We start from the raw sequence: 15,370 nt of genomic DNA, 5'->3' as shown, positions 1-15,370 counted from the left end.
AATATAAATTGAACCGCCGTATACGGAACCGTACGTACGGTGGTGTGAGAGGGGCGAAAATAATCAACTTATTTTCCCTCTACTCGATTTTAGTTTGTGTTCATGTATATGATTTTCTAAGGGAAACCTGTTATGATTTTATGGAATGGAGGAAGAACACGATGGCCTTAGTCATTGATATGATTGATGAAACAGAAAAGCTGGGAAAAGAAGCATTCCAGCTGGTGGAAGAAGTATTAAATTTAGCAGCAGATAAAGAGCAGGTAGCAGGAGACAGTGAGGTATCTGTCACTTTCACGGATAATGAAAGAATCCGCGAAATTAATCGTGATTACCGTGGAAAGGACACCCCGACAGATGTTATTTCATTTGCCCTCGAGGAAATGACCGAGGAGGAACTGGCTATCAGCGGGGCTGAGGACCTTCCCCGGATGCTTGGAGATATTATTATCTCCATTCCTCGTGCGAAGGAACAGGCGGAGGAATATGGGCACAGCTTTGAGAGGGAGCTTGGCTTTCTAGCGGTCCACGGACTTCTTCATTTATTGGGGTACGACCACATGACGGAAGAAGATGAGAAGGTCATGTTTCAAAAGCAGAAGGATATCCTAAATGAGTATGGATTACAGAGGTAAGTCGCCTTTTCGCTGGAAGCGCTTCGCTGCTTCTTTTGGGTTTGCTTTTCAGGGGCTGCGGTTCGCCTGGAGGGAACCCAACTTTCGTTTCCATGCGGCCGCTGCTTCGGCAGTGATAGCAGCTGGGAGCCTTTTATCGCTTTCTCGTATCGAGTGGCTGTTTATCCTTTTAATGATCTTTGGTATGTTTGTGCTTGAGATGATTAATACGGCAATTGAGAAAGTGGTGGATTTAGTCACAGAGGAGACTCATCCGCTTGCTGGAATGGCTAAGGACTTAGCAGCAGGAGCGGTTCTCTTGTACGCCATTTTAGCTGCCATCACCGGCTTGATTATCTTTTTGCCGAAGGTTTGGCCTTTATGATAGATAGTTTGGATTTTTCTGAAAAATTTAACGTAAATGGATTGCAAATGATTGGATTTATATTAAAATAGAGTGTAAAGGAGCATGAACTTGAAAAAAAACGAACTGATTCAAGAAGCAAAAGCAGCAAGAGAGCGAGCTTATGTCCCTTATTCCCAATTTCCAGTGGGGGCAGCAGTCGTGACAAAAGATGGAAAGGTCTTTCACGGATGCAATATTGAAAATGCCGCTTACAGCATGTGTAATTGTGCAGAACGAACTGCGTTATTCAAAGCTTGGTCTGAAGGTGAGAAAGAGTTTGCGGCAATGGCTGTAATCGCTGATACGAAGCGGCCGGTTCCGCCATGCGGAGCATGCCGTCAAGTCATGTCTGAGCTATGTTCAGCTGATATGAAAGTATTTCTGGCCAATCTTCAAGGAGACGTTGAAGAACTAACCGTACAAAACTTGCTTCCAGGAGCATTTGCACCGGAGGATTTACATGAGTAAACAAGCCAATCATACGTCATATAAATCAGGGTTTATTTCTATTATCGGACGTCCAAACGTCGGAAAATCTACTTTTTTGAATCGAGTCATCGGACAGAAAATCGCTATTATGAGCGACAAGCCGCAAACAACAAGAAACAAAGTGCAGGGCGTGTATACAAAAGAGAATGCACAAATGATTTTCATTGATACCCCCGGCATTCACAAGCCCAAGCATAAGCTGGGAGACTTTATGATGAAAGTAGCGGTCAATACGCTGAAAGAAGTCGATCTCGTTCTATTTATGGTAAATGCAGAAGAGGGATACGGCCGTGGTGATGAATTTATCATTGAGAAGCTAAAGGGAGTTAAGACTCCGGTGTTTTTGGTTATTAATAAAATAGACCGCATTCACCCGGATCAGCTCATTGAGCTCATTGACCAATATAAGGATCTGCACCCGTTTGCAGAGGTCGTTCCTATTTCTGCTTTAGAGGGAAATAACGTGGAGCGGCTGCTTGATCAGATTGAAGGGAACCTTCCAGAGGGGCCGCAATATTATCCAGCTGATCAGGTAACGGACCATCCAGAGCGCTTTATTATTACAGAGCTTATCCGAGAAAAGGTACTTCACTTAACGAGAGAGGAAGTGCCGCATTCGATTGCGGTGGTGATGGATAAGATGGAGCGCCGGGGAGACAAAGATATCATTGATGTTATGGCTACGATTATTGTAGAGCGAGATTCGCAAAAAGGGATCATTATTGGTAAAAGGGGCGCTTTGCTAAAAGAAATTGGCAAACGGTCGCGCCAGGATATTGAAAATTTGCTCGGTTCACAAGTATATTTAGAGCTGTGGGTAAAGGTTCAAAAGGATTGGCGCAATAAGCTGTCCAACCTTCGTGATTTTGGATTCCGTGAAGACGAGTATTAATTAGATGAACTAGAAATTTTTGCTCCTCATAATCAGAAAGGAATCGGTGAAGCTAATAAGGAAGCCAACGGGAAATGCCAGTTTCAATAAGAAAGGCGGGGAAAAACATGTTAGATTTGACGTGGAAGGTCTTTTCAGAAACAGGAAGCATAGACACATATCTTCTATACAAAGAAATTGAAAAAGACAATGACAACGCCCAAGTGGAACAGGAGCAGCTGGCTGACCTCGACTTCCCGGTTACCCGGATGACGAATTGAGGAGGCGGAGGCGGCCTTCTGAATGTTTCAAAAAGTTGAAGGAATTGTAATTCGAACAACTAATTATGGCGAAACAAATAAAATAATAACGATTTTTACCCATGAAAAAGGAAAGCTGGCCTGTATGGCAAGAGGAGCTAATAAGCCAAACAGCCGGCTTTCTGCTATTACCCAGCCGTTCACCCATGGCCAGTTTCTCATACAGATTGGAAGCGGCCTGGGGACTCTCCAGCAGGGAGAAATGCTTTCTTCCATGCGTTACATACGTGAGGATTTGATGGTTACTGCCTATGCAGCGTATATGGCGGAACTGCTGGATAAGAGCACTGAAGAAAAGCAGCCTAATCCATATCTGTTCGAGCTTTTCAGGCAATCACTTGATTATTTAAATGAGGGTTATGATGCCGAAGTGCTCACCTATATATTTGAGATGAAGATGCTGCAGGTTATCGGCTTGCGTCCTGAACTGTCAAGCTGTGCAAACTGTGGCAGCCAGGAGGGGCGTTTTGCTTTTTCTGTGCGGGAAAATGGTTTGCTCTGTCATCGGTGCGTCCACATCGATCCTTATCATTTTCCGCTGTCACCGGCGGCAGTTAAACTGCTTCGGCTGTTTTATTTCTTTGACTTAAGCCGGCTTGGCAGTATTAATGTAAAGCCGCAGACAAAGAAAGAGCTTCGGACCGCCATTTCCCTTTACTATGATGAATATTCGGGGTTATATTTAAAGTCACGCAAATTCCTCAGCCAGATGGAGGAAATGCAAAAGCTTCTCGGAGAAAAGAAAGCTGATGATTGACAAATCCTCTACTTTCGATTAAATTTTTTAGTATCTAGTGAAAGTAAATACGAACTGCAGTGAAGGAATTAATTACTTAGCCCCCTCTTTTTTAAGCGACCCCGGGATGGTGCAAGCCGGGGAAAGAGCGCTAAGGAAAGGCAGTCTGGAGCAGTTTTTTAGTAGAAAGCGGCCGCGCGATAGTACGCGGCAAATAGGGTGGAACCGCGGGTAACTCTCGTCCCTATGTACAGGAATCAGTACATAGAGGCGGGAGTTTTTTGTGCGAGAAATGAGCCGCCTTAATTAAAATGAATGAGAGAAGGAGAGGTTTTGTTATGAATATTCAAGAAATGATTCTAACCTTGCAAAAACATTGGTCGAATCACGGTTGCATTTTAATGCAGGCGTACGATGTAGAAAAAGGAGCCGGCACGATGAGTCCGTATACGTTTTTGCGTGCGATTGGCCCTGAGCCATGGAATGTAGCTTATGTAGAGCCGAGCCGCCGACCGGCAGACGGACGGTATGGAGAAAATCCGAACCGTCTTTACCAGCATCATCAGTTCCAGGTGATTATGAAGCCTTCCCCCGACAATATTCAGGAAATGTACTTAGATTCCTTAAAGGCACTAGGCATTGATCCGCTTGAGCATGATATCCGCTTCGTCGAAGATAACTGGGAGAACCCTTCGCTTGGCTGTGCGGGCCTAGGATGGGAGGTCTGGCTTGACGGGATGGAGATTACTCAATTTACATACTTCCAGCAAGTAGGCGGAATGGAGTGTAAGCCTGTCTCCGTTGAAATTACTTACGGCATTGAGCGGCTGGCTTCTTACATCCAAGAGAAGGAGAATGTCTTTGATTTAGAGTGGACAGAGGGCTTTACTGTAAGAGATATTTTCTATCAGCCGGAATTTGAGCATTCGAAGTATACGTTTGAAACGTCTGATGTGGATATGCTGTTCCATTTGTTCTCAACGTATGAAAAGGAAGCGAAGCGCCAAATGGAGGAAGGGCTGGTTCATCCCGCATATGACTATGTCCTAAAGTGCTCTCACACATTTAACCTGCTGGATGCTAAGGGGGCCATTTCTGTGACAGAGCGGACTGCTTATCTTGGACGCATGCGCAGCATGGCTAGACAAATTGCGAAGACGTTTTATGAAGAACGTGAAAAGCTAGGGTTCCCAATGCTGAAGGAGAAAGGGGAGGCAGAACATGAATAAGAGGGATTTACTATTAGAAATCGGCCTGGAGGAAATGCCAGCACGCTTTGTTACGGAGTCAATGACTCAGCTAGGCAGCAAGGTCGAAGAGTTTTTAAATGAGCAGAAAGTGTCTTATGGACAAGTGAAGCTGTACTCCACTCCGCGCCGGCTGGCTGTGCTGGTTCAGGATGTAGCAGAGGCCCAGGAGGATATCGAAGAAGAAGTGAAAGGCCCGGCGAAAAAGATCGCGCTGCAGGAAGACGGCGAATGGTCAAAAGCAGCGATCGGCTTTACACGCGGCCAAGGCATGACAGTAGAGGATATTTATTTTAAAGAAATCAACGGTGTAGAATATGTACACGTGAATAAGTTCGTCAGAGGAAAGCAGGTAGCGGATCTTTTGCCGGCGCTTCGCGATATTGTTGTTGGCTTGCATTTCGGCAAGAATATGCGCTGGGCAAATAATGACCTTCGTTATATTCGTCCAATTAAATGGCTCGTTGCTTTATTTGGAGGCGAAGTGATCCCATTTGAGATTACGAATGTGGAGACTGGAAAAACAACACATGGCCACCGCTTCCTAGGTGAAGAAACGGTGATTGATTCACCAGCCGCGTATGAAGCACAGCTGGAAGAGCAATTCGTTATTGCAGACCCAGCCAAACGGAAGGATATGATCCGCAGTCAGCTTTCCCAGCTGGAAAAAGAGCAATCCTGGACTATTCCTGTGGATGAGGATTTACTTGAAGAAGTGAACAACTTAGTTGAATATCCGACCGTATTATTTGGTTCATTCAACGAGAGTTTTCTTGAACTGCCGGCAGAAGTGCTGATTACTTCCATGAAGGAGCACCAGCGCTACTTCCCGGTTAAGGATCAGAGCGGCAAGCTTCTTCCGTTCTTTGTAACTGTCAGAAACGGGAACAGCCGCTCCATTGACCAAGTAGCGAAGGGGAACGAAAAAGTTCTGCAGGCTCGCTTGGCAGATGCAGACTTCTTCTATAAGGAGGATCAAAGTAAAGACATTGATTTCTTCCTTAGCAAGCTGCAAGCGATTGTTTATCATGAGAAAATCGGTACATTGTCCGAAAAAGTCGGACGCATCCGTCGTTTATCTGCTGAACTAGGTGATTTAACCGGTGCATCTGATGAAGCTAAAGAAAAGGCAGATCGGGCGGCAGAAATTTGCAAGTTTGACCTCGTGACACAAATGGTTTACGAGTTTCCTGAGCTCCAGGGGATTATGGGAGAGAAGTATGCGCTTCAAAAAGGAGAGGATCGGGAAGTTGCAGCGGCAGTTAATGAGCATTATGAGCCTCGCCATGCGGAGGACGGGGCACCTGACACATTGACCGGAGCGGTCGTCAGCCTGGCAGATAAACTGGATACGATCGTTTCCTGTTTCGCTGTTGATATTATTCCGACGGGCTCTCAGGACCCGTACGCCCTTCGCAGACAAGCAGCGGGCATTGTGCTTATCCTGCAAGAGCGTAAATGGAATATCGCACTTGAGGACGTCCTTCAAACAGCCATTTCTGTTGTAAAGAAAGATAACGTCGGAGTGAAGAGCGAAGAGACACTTCTTGAAGAGCTGGTTTCGTTCTTTAAACTGCGTATTAAGCATAGCCTGCAGGAAAGAGGTGTCCGCTATGACTTGATTGATGCAGTTATCGAAGGCAGAGTTGGTGCGGTTCCATCCTTATTTGCTAAAGCGGACGTGTTAATGGCCCGCAAAGAGGAAGTTGGATTTAAAGAAACAACGGAAGCCCTTAGCCGTGTCATTAACATTGCGAAAAAAGCAGAAGAGCCAGCTTCCATTGATGAGCAGCTCTTTGAGAATGAAGAGGAAAAGGAGCTGTATCAGGCTTTCTTGCGTGTACAAGAAGGGTTGCAAGGAACAGACAAAGTAAAAGAGCAGTTTGATCTGCTTGGAAGCTTGCAGCAGCCGATTGAGCAGTACTTTGAACATACGATGGTTATGGCAGAGGACGCATCCGTTAGAAAGAACCGCTTGAGCCAAATGAGTGAGCTAGCTTCCCTGATTTTGTCGTTCGCCGATTTTAACAAGCTGTTAGTTAAGTAATAATGACAGAGTCCTTATACAGGTTAGCTGCTTTCCTTACTCACTTACTGTCAGCGCAAAAGAAGCATAAAAGAAAAGACTTTGCTTTTCATTTGAGTTAAATAGTATATAATATTTATTATATGGTATAACACTTTTTAAACAGTAGAAGCGCAGATGCTCAAGCTTGCCCCTGATGAATGGAGGGGCAATTGAGCTTTGCTTCTATTATGCGTCAGGTGGTGAGGAAGATCGAACTTAATAACCGTCAAGAAAAGATCCTGCAGATCGTAAAGGAAAATGGCCCGATTACCGGAGAGCATATTGCTGAGCAGCTGAATTTAACAAGGGCTACATTGCGTCCTGATTTAGCTATTCTGACAATGGCGGGCTTTTTAGATGCGAGGCCGCGCGTCGGTTATTTTTATACAGGGAAGTCTGGCACTCAGCTATTGACAGAGAACCTAATGAAAATCTATGTAAAGGATTATCAAGCGGTTCCGGTAGTGGTCAAGGAAGATGATTCTGTATACGATGCAATTGTAACAATGTTTTTAGAAGACGTCGGCACCCTTTTTGTAGTGGATAACAAGGGCCACTTAGCTGGTGTGCTGTCGCGGAAAGACCTGCTGAGGGCGAGCCTTGGCAAGCAAGAATTAAGTGCTGTCCCTGTTAATATTATTATGACAAGGATGCCGAACATCGCTGTGTGCGAAAAAGATGACTTGCTCGTAGATGTGGCGAAAAACTTAATTGAAAAACAAATAGATGCGGTGCCGGTCGTCAAGAAATCAGCAGCAGGCTACGAAGTAATCGGCCGCATCACGAAAACGAATATTGCCAAAGCGTTCGTAGCACTGGCAGATGACGACTGAGCCACCTGGAGGAGGTTCTGATTTTTGCTGAATGATCCAATTATATACATCGTGTCCGACTCAGTGGGTGAAACGGCTGAACTTGTCACCAAGGCAGCTGTCAGTCAATTTAACGGTTCGCATGCGGTCATTAAACGGTTCCCTTATGTAGAGGACCGGTCCCATATTGATGAAGTCATCGACTTAGCAAAAATAGAAAAAGGACTTATTGTGTATACACTGGTAAAGCCTGACGTGCGCGATTATATGAAGCAGCAAGCACAAAAAGAAGGCATTGTGAACTTTGATTTACTTGGCCCATTGATGAACGAGCTGGAGTCTTTGTACGGACGTCCTCCTTTAATGGAACCAGGGCTTGTAAGAAAGCTTGATGAGGAGTACTTCAAAAAGGTAGAGGCTATCGAGTTTGCGGTGAAATACGATGACGGAAGAGACCCGAGGGGCCTGCTAAAGGCAGATGTTGTGTTAATCGGTGTCTCCCGCACGTCGAAGACCCCGCTCTCTCAGTATCTTGCTCATAAACGGTTAAAGGTAGCGAACGTCCCGCTCGTACCGGAAGTGGATCCGCCTGAAGAGCTATTTACCATTCCACGGGAAAAATGCTTCGGGTTAAAAATTAGCCCTGCAAAGCTAAATGAAATTCGTAAAGAACGTCTTATTTCTTTGGGGTTAAGCGATAATGCAAGTTATGCGGATCTAGAGCGCATTAAAGCAGAGATTGCTTATTCAGAGAGGATGATGGAGCGGATTGGGTGTGAGGTCATTGACGTAACAAATAAAGCGGTGGAAGAAACGGCCAATATCATCCTAAGTAAGTACCACAAGAGAAAATAAAAATACCTTCTGATTCGTTCGTATGAACGTTTTAATGGATAAAAAACCTTTTGAGTGATGAAAGGAATTTCAATTAAAGTTTTTGTCTACACTTTATAGCACATGATCCTGTGATTGTGTGCTTATTTCTTGTTATAAAATAATGGTCTTTTTGAAAGAAATGTACTATAATAAAAAATTGTGATAAAAATGTGTTTAAAACAGGTTTAATGCTCTAGATAAAGGAATAAACTAGTTGTGTGCTGTTTTGAGTGCCTTCTTTTCATAAAGGGTTACTAAGAGTTTTTTTAGGTTATTTATTATTTGAGAAGGATTCTTCTCAACATTGTAGAATTATAAGGCATAGGCAAGAAAGAGAATGATGCCGAAGTTTGTCGAATGGAACTTTTTCTTGCAGACATAAGGAACCGCAGCTTCGTTTTTAAAAAGCTGTGATTCATCGTGATGTCTATGGAGAAACAAAAAAGTTGCAGGAAATTTAGTTCTTTTATCGAAAAAGTATAGCTGGTGATGTACACGTGACAGGAAGAATTCCTGAAGAAACGATTCAACAAATTAAGCAATCACTGGATATCACTGATGTAATCGGTGAGTATGTACAGTTGAAGAAGCAAGGCCGTAACTTCTTCGGTCTTTGTCCATTCCACCAGGAGAATTCCCCTTCTTTTTCAGTTTCACCAGATAAGCAAATTTATCATTGTTTCGGGTGTGGAGCTGGCGGAAACATTTTTTCTTTTTTAACGGAAGTTGAGAATATCTCTTTCCAGGAAGCAGTGAGCAAGCTGGCAGAGCGTGCAGGAGTAACGGTGGAAGTTCCTTCTTTTGGAGGAGACGGCAAGAAACAGCCAGCTGTTTCAGAAGAAAAGGAGCAAATGCTGAAAGCTCACGAGCTATTAGCAAAGTTTTACCATCATTTACTCATGAACACAGCCGAGGGCCAGGAAGCACTGGACTATTTAGAGGAAAGAGGATTTTCGGCGAGTGATTTAGAAACATTTCAAATAGGCTGGTCGCTTCCTAACTGGGAATTCACGACCCGTTTCTTAGAGAAGAGAGGCTTCCCTCTTGAATGGATGGAGAAAGCCGGATTGATCATCCGGAAAGAAGACAGCGGCAGCTATTTCGACCGGTTCCGTGGCAGGATCATGTTTCCCCTTTATGATGAAAAAGGCAGCGTAGTTGCTTTTTCGGGGCGGTCCCTTCATGATGAAAAGCCAAAGTACTTAAACAGTCCGGAAACACCAATTTTCAATAAAAGCCGCCTTTTATATAATCTTCACCAGGCGAGACCAGCTATTCGGAAGCAGCACCGTGCCATTCTTTTTGAAGGTTTTGCTGATGTTATTGCTGCTGCGCGAGCAGGGGTAGAAACCGGCATTGCCACAATGGGTACCTCTTTAACGGAGGCGCACATTCAGCAAATCAAACGATTGGCGAATGAAGTGATCATTTGCTATGATGGCGATTTAGCGGGCATGAATGCTGCATTTCGTGCTTCCGAGCTGCTGATTAGCAGCGGCTGCGAGGTAAGGATTGCTTCTGTCCCAGACAGAATGGATCCGGATGATTACATTAGAAGGCATGGCGGCGAGAAGTTTCTTCATCACGTGATTGAAACAGCCCGGACACAAATGGCTTTCAAAATGGAGTATTACAAGCAAGGGAAGAATTTGCAGGATGAAGGACAGAAGCTGCAGTATATAGAAGAAGTGGTTACAGAAATCGCTAAGCTTAAGAAGGCGGTTGAGCGGGACTATTACTTGCGGCAGATAGCCGAACAATTCTCATTATCACTCGAAGCCTTAAAACAGCAGGAAAAGCAGGTGTTCTTCAAAGAAAGAAAGAAGCAGCATCAGCATGCTCCAGCACCTCAGGCCACTTCTGTTTACCAAGCACCGAATAAGCTATATCCGGCTTTTCAGACAGCAGAGCGAAGATTGATTGCTTATATGCTGAAAAGTGACGATGTCGCCTACAAGGTAAAGGAGCTGCTAGGCGGAAATACATTCAATTTAGATGAACACCAAGCTATTTTTACGTACCTGCTGGGCTTTTATGAGGGAGGACACGAGCCGGATGCAAGTGCCTTTATTACTTTTCTTCCAAATGATACGTTGCGCCGACTCGTTTCAGATATAGAAATGATGATGATCAGCAAAGTGGCAAGTGATGAGGAAATTCATGATTGCATTCAGCAAATCTTTAAGCATCGCAAAGTGCTTGAAATAAAAGTGAAGAAACAGCAGCAAATCTCGGCTGAAAAAGCAAAGGATTACCTTGCTGCTGCGAAGATCGCTAAAGAAATTATGGAACTAAAGAAAGAGCTGCATTAACGGGTATTGAGAAGTATGAGGCAAGGATGTTGGAAGGAGGGGGACGGCAATGGCTGAAAAGTCTACACGTTCCAAAGAAACCGAATTAACTTTAGAAAGAGCAAAAGAACAACTTATTGAACTTGGCAAAAAACGAGGCAAGCTGTCCTATGACTTTGTAGCAGATAAACTGTCGCCATTCGAGGTAGAGTCAGATCAAATAGATGAGTTTTACGAACAGCTCGGGGAGCAAGGTGTGGATGTAATAAACGAAGATGAAGACGAAGAGGATCCAAACCTTCATGAACTGGAAAAGGAAAGCGAAGAGTTTGATTTAAATGACTTAAGTGTTCCTCCAGGTGTGAAGATTAACGACCCTGTGCGCATGTATTTAAAAGAGATCGGCCGGGTTGACCTTTTATCTGCCGAAGAAGAAATTGAACTGGCTACTCGCATTGAACAAGGGGATGAGGAAGCGAAGCGTCGTCTTGCGGAAGCTAACCTGCGTCTCGTTGTCAGCATTGCTAAGCGCTACGTAGGACGCGGCATGCTGTTCCTTGACCTGATTCAAGAAGGAAATATGGGTTTGATTAAAGCGGTAGAAAAGTTTGATTATCGCAAAGGGTTTAAATTCAGTACGTATGCGACATGGTGGATTCGCCAGGCCATTACACGGGCTATTGCCGACCAGGCAAGAACGATCCGTATTCCTGTCCATATGGTTGAGACGATTAACAAGCTGATTCGCGTTCAAAGGCAGCTGCTTCAAGACCTCGGCCGCGAACCGACACCGGAAGAAATCGCAGAGGAAATGGATTTAACGCCGGAGAAAGTGCGAGAGATCCTCAAGATTGCTCAAGAGCCCGTCTCCCTGGAAACGCCGATCGGTGAAGAGGATGATTCCCATTTAGGCGACTTTATTGAGGACCAGGAAGCGACTTCTCCCTCTGAGCATGCTGCTTACGAATTGCTAAAAGAACAGCTTGAAGATGTGCTGGATACGCTGACAGACCGGGAAGAGAATGTCCTGCGTCTCCGCTTTGGCTTAGATGATGGCCGCACACGTACACTAGAAGAAGTAGGAAAAGTCTTTGGTGTTACACGTGAGCGTATTCGCCAGATCGAAGCGAAGGCATTGCGTAAGTTACGCCACCCTAGCCGCAGCAAGCGATTGAAGGATTTTCTTGAATAATAAATATTCATGACTTTACTATAGGTTTGTTTTAAGTTTACTTCCATTAGGAAGTAAACTTTTTTTATGGAAGAGGCAGGGATTTACCTTTTTTTCACGAATAGTATATGCATGACAGGATGTGACAAGAATGGCAGATGAGAAAAGGCGAATCATCGTACGAGAGATCCTTTTTTGGAAGGAACACCGGATGCTGCCAGATCATTACTGCGACTATTTATTGACACTCTATACAGAAGGCGAAGAGATGCCGAAAGATTCAGTCGAAAGTATGCCTCCATGGCCATTTGTTCTGATGAGTCAGATATTGGCTGTGTGCAGCATAGTAATATCTCTATTTGTTCTATATTTTACTGAATTGTCGTTCCCTTTGCAAATGATGATTTTGACAATTTTTGTCGTTTGTGTACTCGCAGCGATTATTTATTTTTCTAAGAAAGAATTTTTTTCTCCGCTGTTATTAGTTTCAGCAGCGGTTTTGTTGTTAATTTTTACTGTAGAAATTCAGCAGTTTTTCTTAGAAAGTGATCGTTATACCCTGTATGCCCTTTTGTTTCTCCACTTTTTGCTCTGGTGGGGTATCGGAAGAAAACTGAGGCAGCTTTACTTGACGATTTCCGCTTATATAGGGGTCTTTTTTCTTGTCATTTATATCATAATATAATGGTGAAACAGCTTAATAGTCGCGAAAGAATCATTTGCCTTTTATAGGAGAAAGAAAATTATGACTAAATTGCAACAAACAAGTAAAAACTTCTATGTAAGGGCTTTTCCAAATAGTTGTTTTCAAGTAGAATAGTAAGTGTTTGTACTTTCTATTTGTTATTTTGTATACATATAAGGGAGGTTTGAAAATGCAACGAAATCCAATCATACCGTTTCTGCTCATTGCTGTATTCGGAATCGGGCTGATCTTCTTCCTTTCTTTGGTCGGGCTTAATAACGCTGAAGAAATGGCAAATGAGGAAGAAGGCGGCGAGCAAACGGAAACAGCAGAAGGTGGCTCTTTTGATCCAGAAGGGCATTACCAGCAATCCTGCGTAGGCTGTCATGGCGGCAACTACGAAGGAGGAGCAGGCCCTGCGTTAACAGGCGTCGGTGAAAGGCTGTCCCAGGAAGAAATTAAAGATGTTCTTGTCAACGGCAGAGGTGCAATGCCTCCAGGTCTTGTGCCAGCTGAAAATGCTGATGCTATGGCTGAATGGGTAAGCCAAATTAAATAACACCAGAAAAAGTTCTTTGCCGATAGGCAAGGAGCTTTTTTTATCGGGTTGTTACGTTTACAATAAGAGCGAAGAAACAGAAAAATAAAAGTGGTGAAGAGATGAATATACATCAATTATCGGATCGGCTGTTAGCTGTCGCTTCCCGTATTCCAGCTGAATCGGTCCTAGCTGACATTGGCTCCGATCATGCCTATCTGCCTTGCTATGCGGTGAATAACGGCCTGGCCTCAAAGGCTATTGCAGGAGAAGTTGCTGAAGGACCGTTTCTAGCTGCCAAGCAGCAGGTACAAAAAGCTGGCCTTGAAGAGCAAATCACCGTCCGTAAAGGGGACGGGCTCGAGGTCATTCAACCAGGAGAGGTTGATTGTGTGACGATTGCCGGCATGGGCGGGGCACTGATTGTCTCAATTTTGGACCAAGGCAAGGAAAAGCTGGACGGTGTGCAGCGCCTTATTTTACAGCCGAATGTAGGAGCCGAGCATGTGCGCAAGTGGCTGCTCGCTCATGAATGGGAATTAGTAGATGAAGAAATTATGGAAGAAGACGGGAAGATTTATGAGGTTTTAACAGCTGAAAGAGGACAGCCAGAGCGTCCATACAGCAGAAAAAAAGAGCTTGAGTTGCTTGTAGGGCCGATGCTGCTGGCACAAAAAAATGATGTTTTCTTTAAAAAGTGGAAAAGAGAAGCAGCTCAGCTGGAGAGAGTCATAGAGGAGCTGAAGAAAGCGGAAGACCAAGCTGCTGTATCGGCAAAGAAGCAGGAGGTTACTCGGGAGCTGCAATTAATTAAGGAGGCGATTGGCGAATGAAGAAGGCGAACGGGCATGAGGTAATTCAACTATTTGAACAATTTGCTCCTAAAAGATACGCTATGGAGGGAGATCGAATTGGTTTGCAGGTCGGTCAATTAAACAAACCGGTGGAACGAGTACTCGTCGCTTTAGATGTACTTGAAGAAGTAGTGGATGAAGCGATCGAGAAAGATGTTCAATTAATTATCGCGCATCATCCGATCATTTATCGGCCTTTAAAAGCTATCATGACCAATGAACCGGCGGGCCGGCTTATTGAAAAGCTTATTAAGCACGATATCGCTGTTTACGCTGCTCACACAAACTTAGATGTTGCTGAAGGCGGGGTAAATGACTGGCTGGCAGAGGCGCTGGAGCTTAGCGAGACAGATGTGCTTGTGCCGACCTATGAGGATGAGCTGAAAAAGCTGGCCGTGTTTGTTCCTGTTTCTCACGCTGAACAAGTCAGAGAAGCACTTGGCAAGGCTGGTGCCGGCTTCATTGGTGAATACAGCCACTGCTCTTTTTCAGCAGAAGGAACAGGACGGTTCATGCCAAGTGATCAGGCAAGCCCGTTCATTGGACAATCTGGTGAGCTGGAAGCAGTGGAAGAAGTAAAAGTTGAAACGATTTATCCGAAGAGCATAGAAAAGAAGGTATTGTCTGCTATGCTAAAGGCGCATCCGTATGAAGAAGCGGCTTATGATCTATATCCGCTTGATAACGAGGGAGAAGCACTTGGTCTTGGTCGCATGGGCAAGCTGGCGCATCCGATGACGCTGCAGGAGTTTGCTGAATTCGTTAAAGAAAAGCTGGAGGTTTCCACTGTACGTGTCGTTGGTTCGCTGACTGACCAGGTAAAGAAGGTAGCCGTTCTTGGCGGCGATGGAAATAAGTATTTTCAATCCGCTAAATTTAAAGGGGCCGACGTGTATGTAACTGGAGATTTCTATTATCATACCGCTCATGATGCTTTGGCCGCTGGATTGAATGTCGTCGATCCGGGACATAACGTAGAAAAGGTGATGAAAGCAGGCACGGCAAAGAGAATGGCTGCTTTGACGAAAGAGAATGGATTGGATGTGGAATTCATTCCTTCTGCTATCCACACAGATCCTTTTACTTTTATTTAAAAAGAAACAGGCTGGCCCTCAATGGCCAGCCTGTTACACGTTGTTGAAAAACAACTTAGTCAAGAAAACCCTGGTGAATTCTCACCGGGGTTTTCACTTTTTTTGAATTGTTAAACGGAACCTTCTATAATATGAGAAGTGAGGTGGAGACCGATTTTCTGTAAAGAGCGGAGTTTGGCCCACTTTTTCAAGTTTTGTATGATGCCGGTCATCAAAACTTGCGTTTTCACTTTTTGAACTCCACGGTAACGTGCATAGCGCAGACCGTGGAGTTCTTTACTGTGTGCAAAGCTTAATT

At 44.4% G+C, this 15,370-nt stretch carries 17 protein-coding genes and 1 other annotated feature; of the genes, 16 read left to right on the top strand and 1 reads right to left on the bottom strand.

The annotated features are described in order from the left end of the window. Positions 1 to 161: 161 nt before the first annotated feature. The 16 genes from ybeY (at position 162) to QY97_RS17410 (ending at position 15,072) form a co-directional block, all read left to right on the top strand. Positions 162 to 635, top strand: a complete 474-nt coding sequence (gene ybeY / locus QY97_RS17485; RefSeq protein WP_039236903.1) for an rRNA maturation RNase YbeY — start codon at positions 162 to 164, stop codon at positions 633 to 635. Then, entirely contained in the window at positions 613 to 999 is a 387-nt protein-coding gene (locus tag QY97_RS17480) for a diacylglycerol kinase family protein (protein ID WP_039236900.1), read from the top strand. The genes ybeY and QY97_RS17480 overlap by 23 nt, the downstream gene beginning before the upstream one ends. A gap of 90 nt (positions 1,000 to 1,089) precedes the next feature. Continuing rightward, positions 1,090 to 1,488: a cytidine deaminase gene (locus QY97_RS17475; RefSeq protein WP_039236897.1), complete on the top strand. Its 399-nt coding sequence runs from the start codon at positions 1,090 to 1,092 to the stop codon at positions 1,486 to 1,488. Next, the gene (gene era, locus QY97_RS17470; RefSeq protein ID WP_039236894.1) at positions 1,481 to 2,401 is read left to right on the top strand and encodes a GTPase Era; all 921 of its coding nucleotides are present in this window, start codon (positions 1,481 to 1,483) and stop codon (positions 2,399 to 2,401) included. The genes QY97_RS17475 and era overlap by 8 nt, the downstream gene beginning before the upstream one ends. Before the next feature lie 107 nt (positions 2,402 to 2,508). After that, complete coding sequence (locus tag QY97_RS17465; RefSeq protein WP_082090029.1) at positions 2,509 to 2,661, top strand: YqzL family protein; 153 nt, start codon at positions 2,509 to 2,511, stop codon at positions 2,659 to 2,661. A 22-nt stretch (positions 2,662 to 2,683) separates the two neighbouring features. After that, positions 2,684 to 3,457, top strand: coding sequence for a DNA repair protein RecO (recO, locus tag QY97_RS17460; RefSeq protein ID WP_039236888.1), 774 nt, complete (start codon positions 2,684 to 2,686; stop codon positions 3,455 to 3,457). Between the two features lie 50 nt (positions 3,458 to 3,507). Further along, positions 3,508 to 3,685, top strand: a binding site (T-box leader). Positions 3,686 to 3,774: 89 nt separating this feature from the next. Next, positions 3,775 to 4,665 carry a glycine--tRNA ligase subunit alpha gene (gene glyQ, locus QY97_RS17455; protein ID WP_039236886.1) on the top strand — a complete coding sequence of 297 codons (891 nt, stop codon included), beginning with the start codon at positions 3,775 to 3,777 and terminating at the stop codon, positions 4,663 to 4,665. After that, positions 4,658 to 6,730 (top strand): glycine--tRNA ligase subunit beta, encoded by a 2,073-nt coding sequence (gene glyS, locus QY97_RS17450; RefSeq protein WP_039236882.1) that lies wholly within the window; start codon positions 4,658 to 4,660, stop codon positions 6,728 to 6,730. Before glyQ ends, glyS begins: the two co-directional genes overlap by 8 nt. 209 nt (positions 6,731 to 6,939) lie before the next feature. Continuing rightward, a complete protein-coding gene (locus QY97_RS17445) occupies positions 6,940 to 7,584 on the top strand; it encodes a helix-turn-helix transcriptional regulator (RefSeq protein ID WP_039236909.1) in 645 nt (214 codons plus the stop codon). Between the two features lie 27 nt (positions 7,585 to 7,611). Then, positions 7,612 to 8,418: a pyruvate, water dikinase regulatory protein gene (locus QY97_RS17440; RefSeq protein WP_039236906.1), complete on the top strand. Its 807-nt coding sequence runs from the start codon at positions 7,612 to 7,614 to the stop codon at positions 8,416 to 8,418. Positions 8,419 to 8,936: 518 nt separating this feature from the next. Continuing rightward, positions 8,937 to 10,751 (top strand): DNA primase, encoded by a 1,815-nt coding sequence (dnaG, locus tag QY97_RS17435; protein ID WP_039236881.1) that lies wholly within the window; start codon positions 8,937 to 8,939, stop codon positions 10,749 to 10,751. A 49-nt stretch (positions 10,752 to 10,800) separates the two neighbouring features. Beyond that, on the top strand, positions 10,801 to 11,922 hold the full coding sequence (gene rpoD / locus QY97_RS17430; RefSeq protein ID WP_039236879.1) for an RNA polymerase sigma factor RpoD: 1,122 nt from the start codon (positions 10,801 to 10,803) through the stop codon (positions 11,920 to 11,922). A 190-nt stretch (positions 11,923 to 12,112) separates the two neighbouring features. Continuing rightward, positions 12,113 to 12,586, top strand: a complete 474-nt coding sequence (locus tag QY97_RS17425; RefSeq protein ID WP_125444150.1) for a hypothetical protein — start codon at positions 12,113 to 12,115, stop codon at positions 12,584 to 12,586. Positions 12,587 to 12,776: 190 nt separating this feature from the next. Then, a complete protein-coding gene (gene cccA, locus QY97_RS17420) occupies positions 12,777 to 13,145 on the top strand; it encodes a cytochrome c550 (protein WP_039236876.1) in 369 nt (122 codons plus the stop codon). A 101-nt stretch (positions 13,146 to 13,246) separates the two neighbouring features. Continuing rightward, positions 13,247 to 13,957: a tRNA (adenine(22)-N(1))-methyltransferase gene (locus QY97_RS17415; protein ID WP_039236873.1), complete on the top strand. Its 711-nt coding sequence runs from the start codon at positions 13,247 to 13,249 to the stop codon at positions 13,955 to 13,957. Then, on the top strand, positions 13,954 to 15,072 hold the full coding sequence (locus QY97_RS17410; protein WP_039236871.1) for a Nif3-like dinuclear metal center hexameric protein: 1,119 nt from the start codon (positions 13,954 to 13,956) through the stop codon (positions 15,070 to 15,072). The genes QY97_RS17415 and QY97_RS17410 overlap by 4 nt, the downstream gene beginning before the upstream one ends. A 110-nt stretch (positions 15,073 to 15,182) precedes the next feature. Here QY97_RS17410 and QY97_RS17405 read toward each other — a convergent pair. Continuing rightward, positions 15,183 to 15,370: transposase (locus tag QY97_RS17405; RefSeq protein WP_039231265.1), on the bottom strand; the 188-nt coding region annotated here is incomplete at its 5' end.

The sequence above is a fragment of the Bacillus thermotolerans genome, from assembly GCF_000812025.2.
Taxonomy (GTDB): Bacteria; Bacillota; Bacilli; order Bacillales; family Domibacillaceae; genus Quasibacillus; species Quasibacillus thermotolerans.
Note: the sequence above shows the minus strand (reverse complement) of the source record. Positions and strands in the feature narration are given on the sequence as shown.

Bases quoted from the DNA above. Each gene is read 5' to 3' on its own strand.
- cccA (WP_039236876.1), top strand. From the start codon at position 12,777: ATGCAACGAAATCCAATCATACCGTTTCTGCTCATTGCTGTATTCGGA.
- era (WP_039236894.1), top strand. From the start codon at position 1,481: ATGAGTAAACAAGCCAATCATACGTCATATAAATCAGGGTTTATTTCT.
- QY97_RS17415 (WP_039236873.1), top strand. From the start codon at position 13,247: ATGAATATACATCAATTATCGGATCGGCTGTTAGCTGTCGCTTCCCGT.
- glyQ (WP_039236886.1), top strand. From the start codon at position 3,775: ATGAATATTCAAGAAATGATTCTAACCTTGCAAAAACATTGGTCGAAT.
- QY97_RS17410 (WP_039236871.1), top strand. From the start codon at position 13,954: ATGAAGAAGGCGAACGGGCATGAGGTAATTCAACTATTTGAACAATTT.
- QY97_RS17445 (WP_039236909.1), top strand. From the start codon at position 6,940: ATGCGTCAGGTGGTGAGGAAGATCGAACTTAATAACCGTCAAGAAAAG.
- recO (WP_039236888.1), top strand. From the start codon at position 2,684: ATGTTTCAAAAAGTTGAAGGAATTGTAATTCGAACAACTAATTATGGC.
- rpoD (WP_039236879.1), top strand. From the start codon at position 10,801: ATGGCTGAAAAGTCTACACGTTCCAAAGAAACCGAATTAACTTTAGAA.
- ybeY (WP_039236903.1), top strand. From the start codon at position 162: ATGGCCTTAGTCATTGATATGATTGATGAAACAGAAAAGCTGGGAAAA.
- QY97_RS17480 (WP_039236900.1), top strand. From the start codon at position 613: ATGAGTATGGATTACAGAGGTAAGTCGCCTTTTCGCTGGAAGCGCTTC.
- QY97_RS17465 (WP_082090029.1), top strand. From the start codon at position 2,509: ATGTTAGATTTGACGTGGAAGGTCTTTTCAGAAACAGGAAGCATAGAC.
- QY97_RS17425 (WP_125444150.1), top strand. From the start codon at position 12,113: ATGCTGCCAGATCATTACTGCGACTATTTATTGACACTCTATACAGAA.
- glyS (WP_039236882.1), top strand. From the start codon at position 4,658: ATGAATAAGAGGGATTTACTATTAGAAATCGGCCTGGAGGAAATGCCA.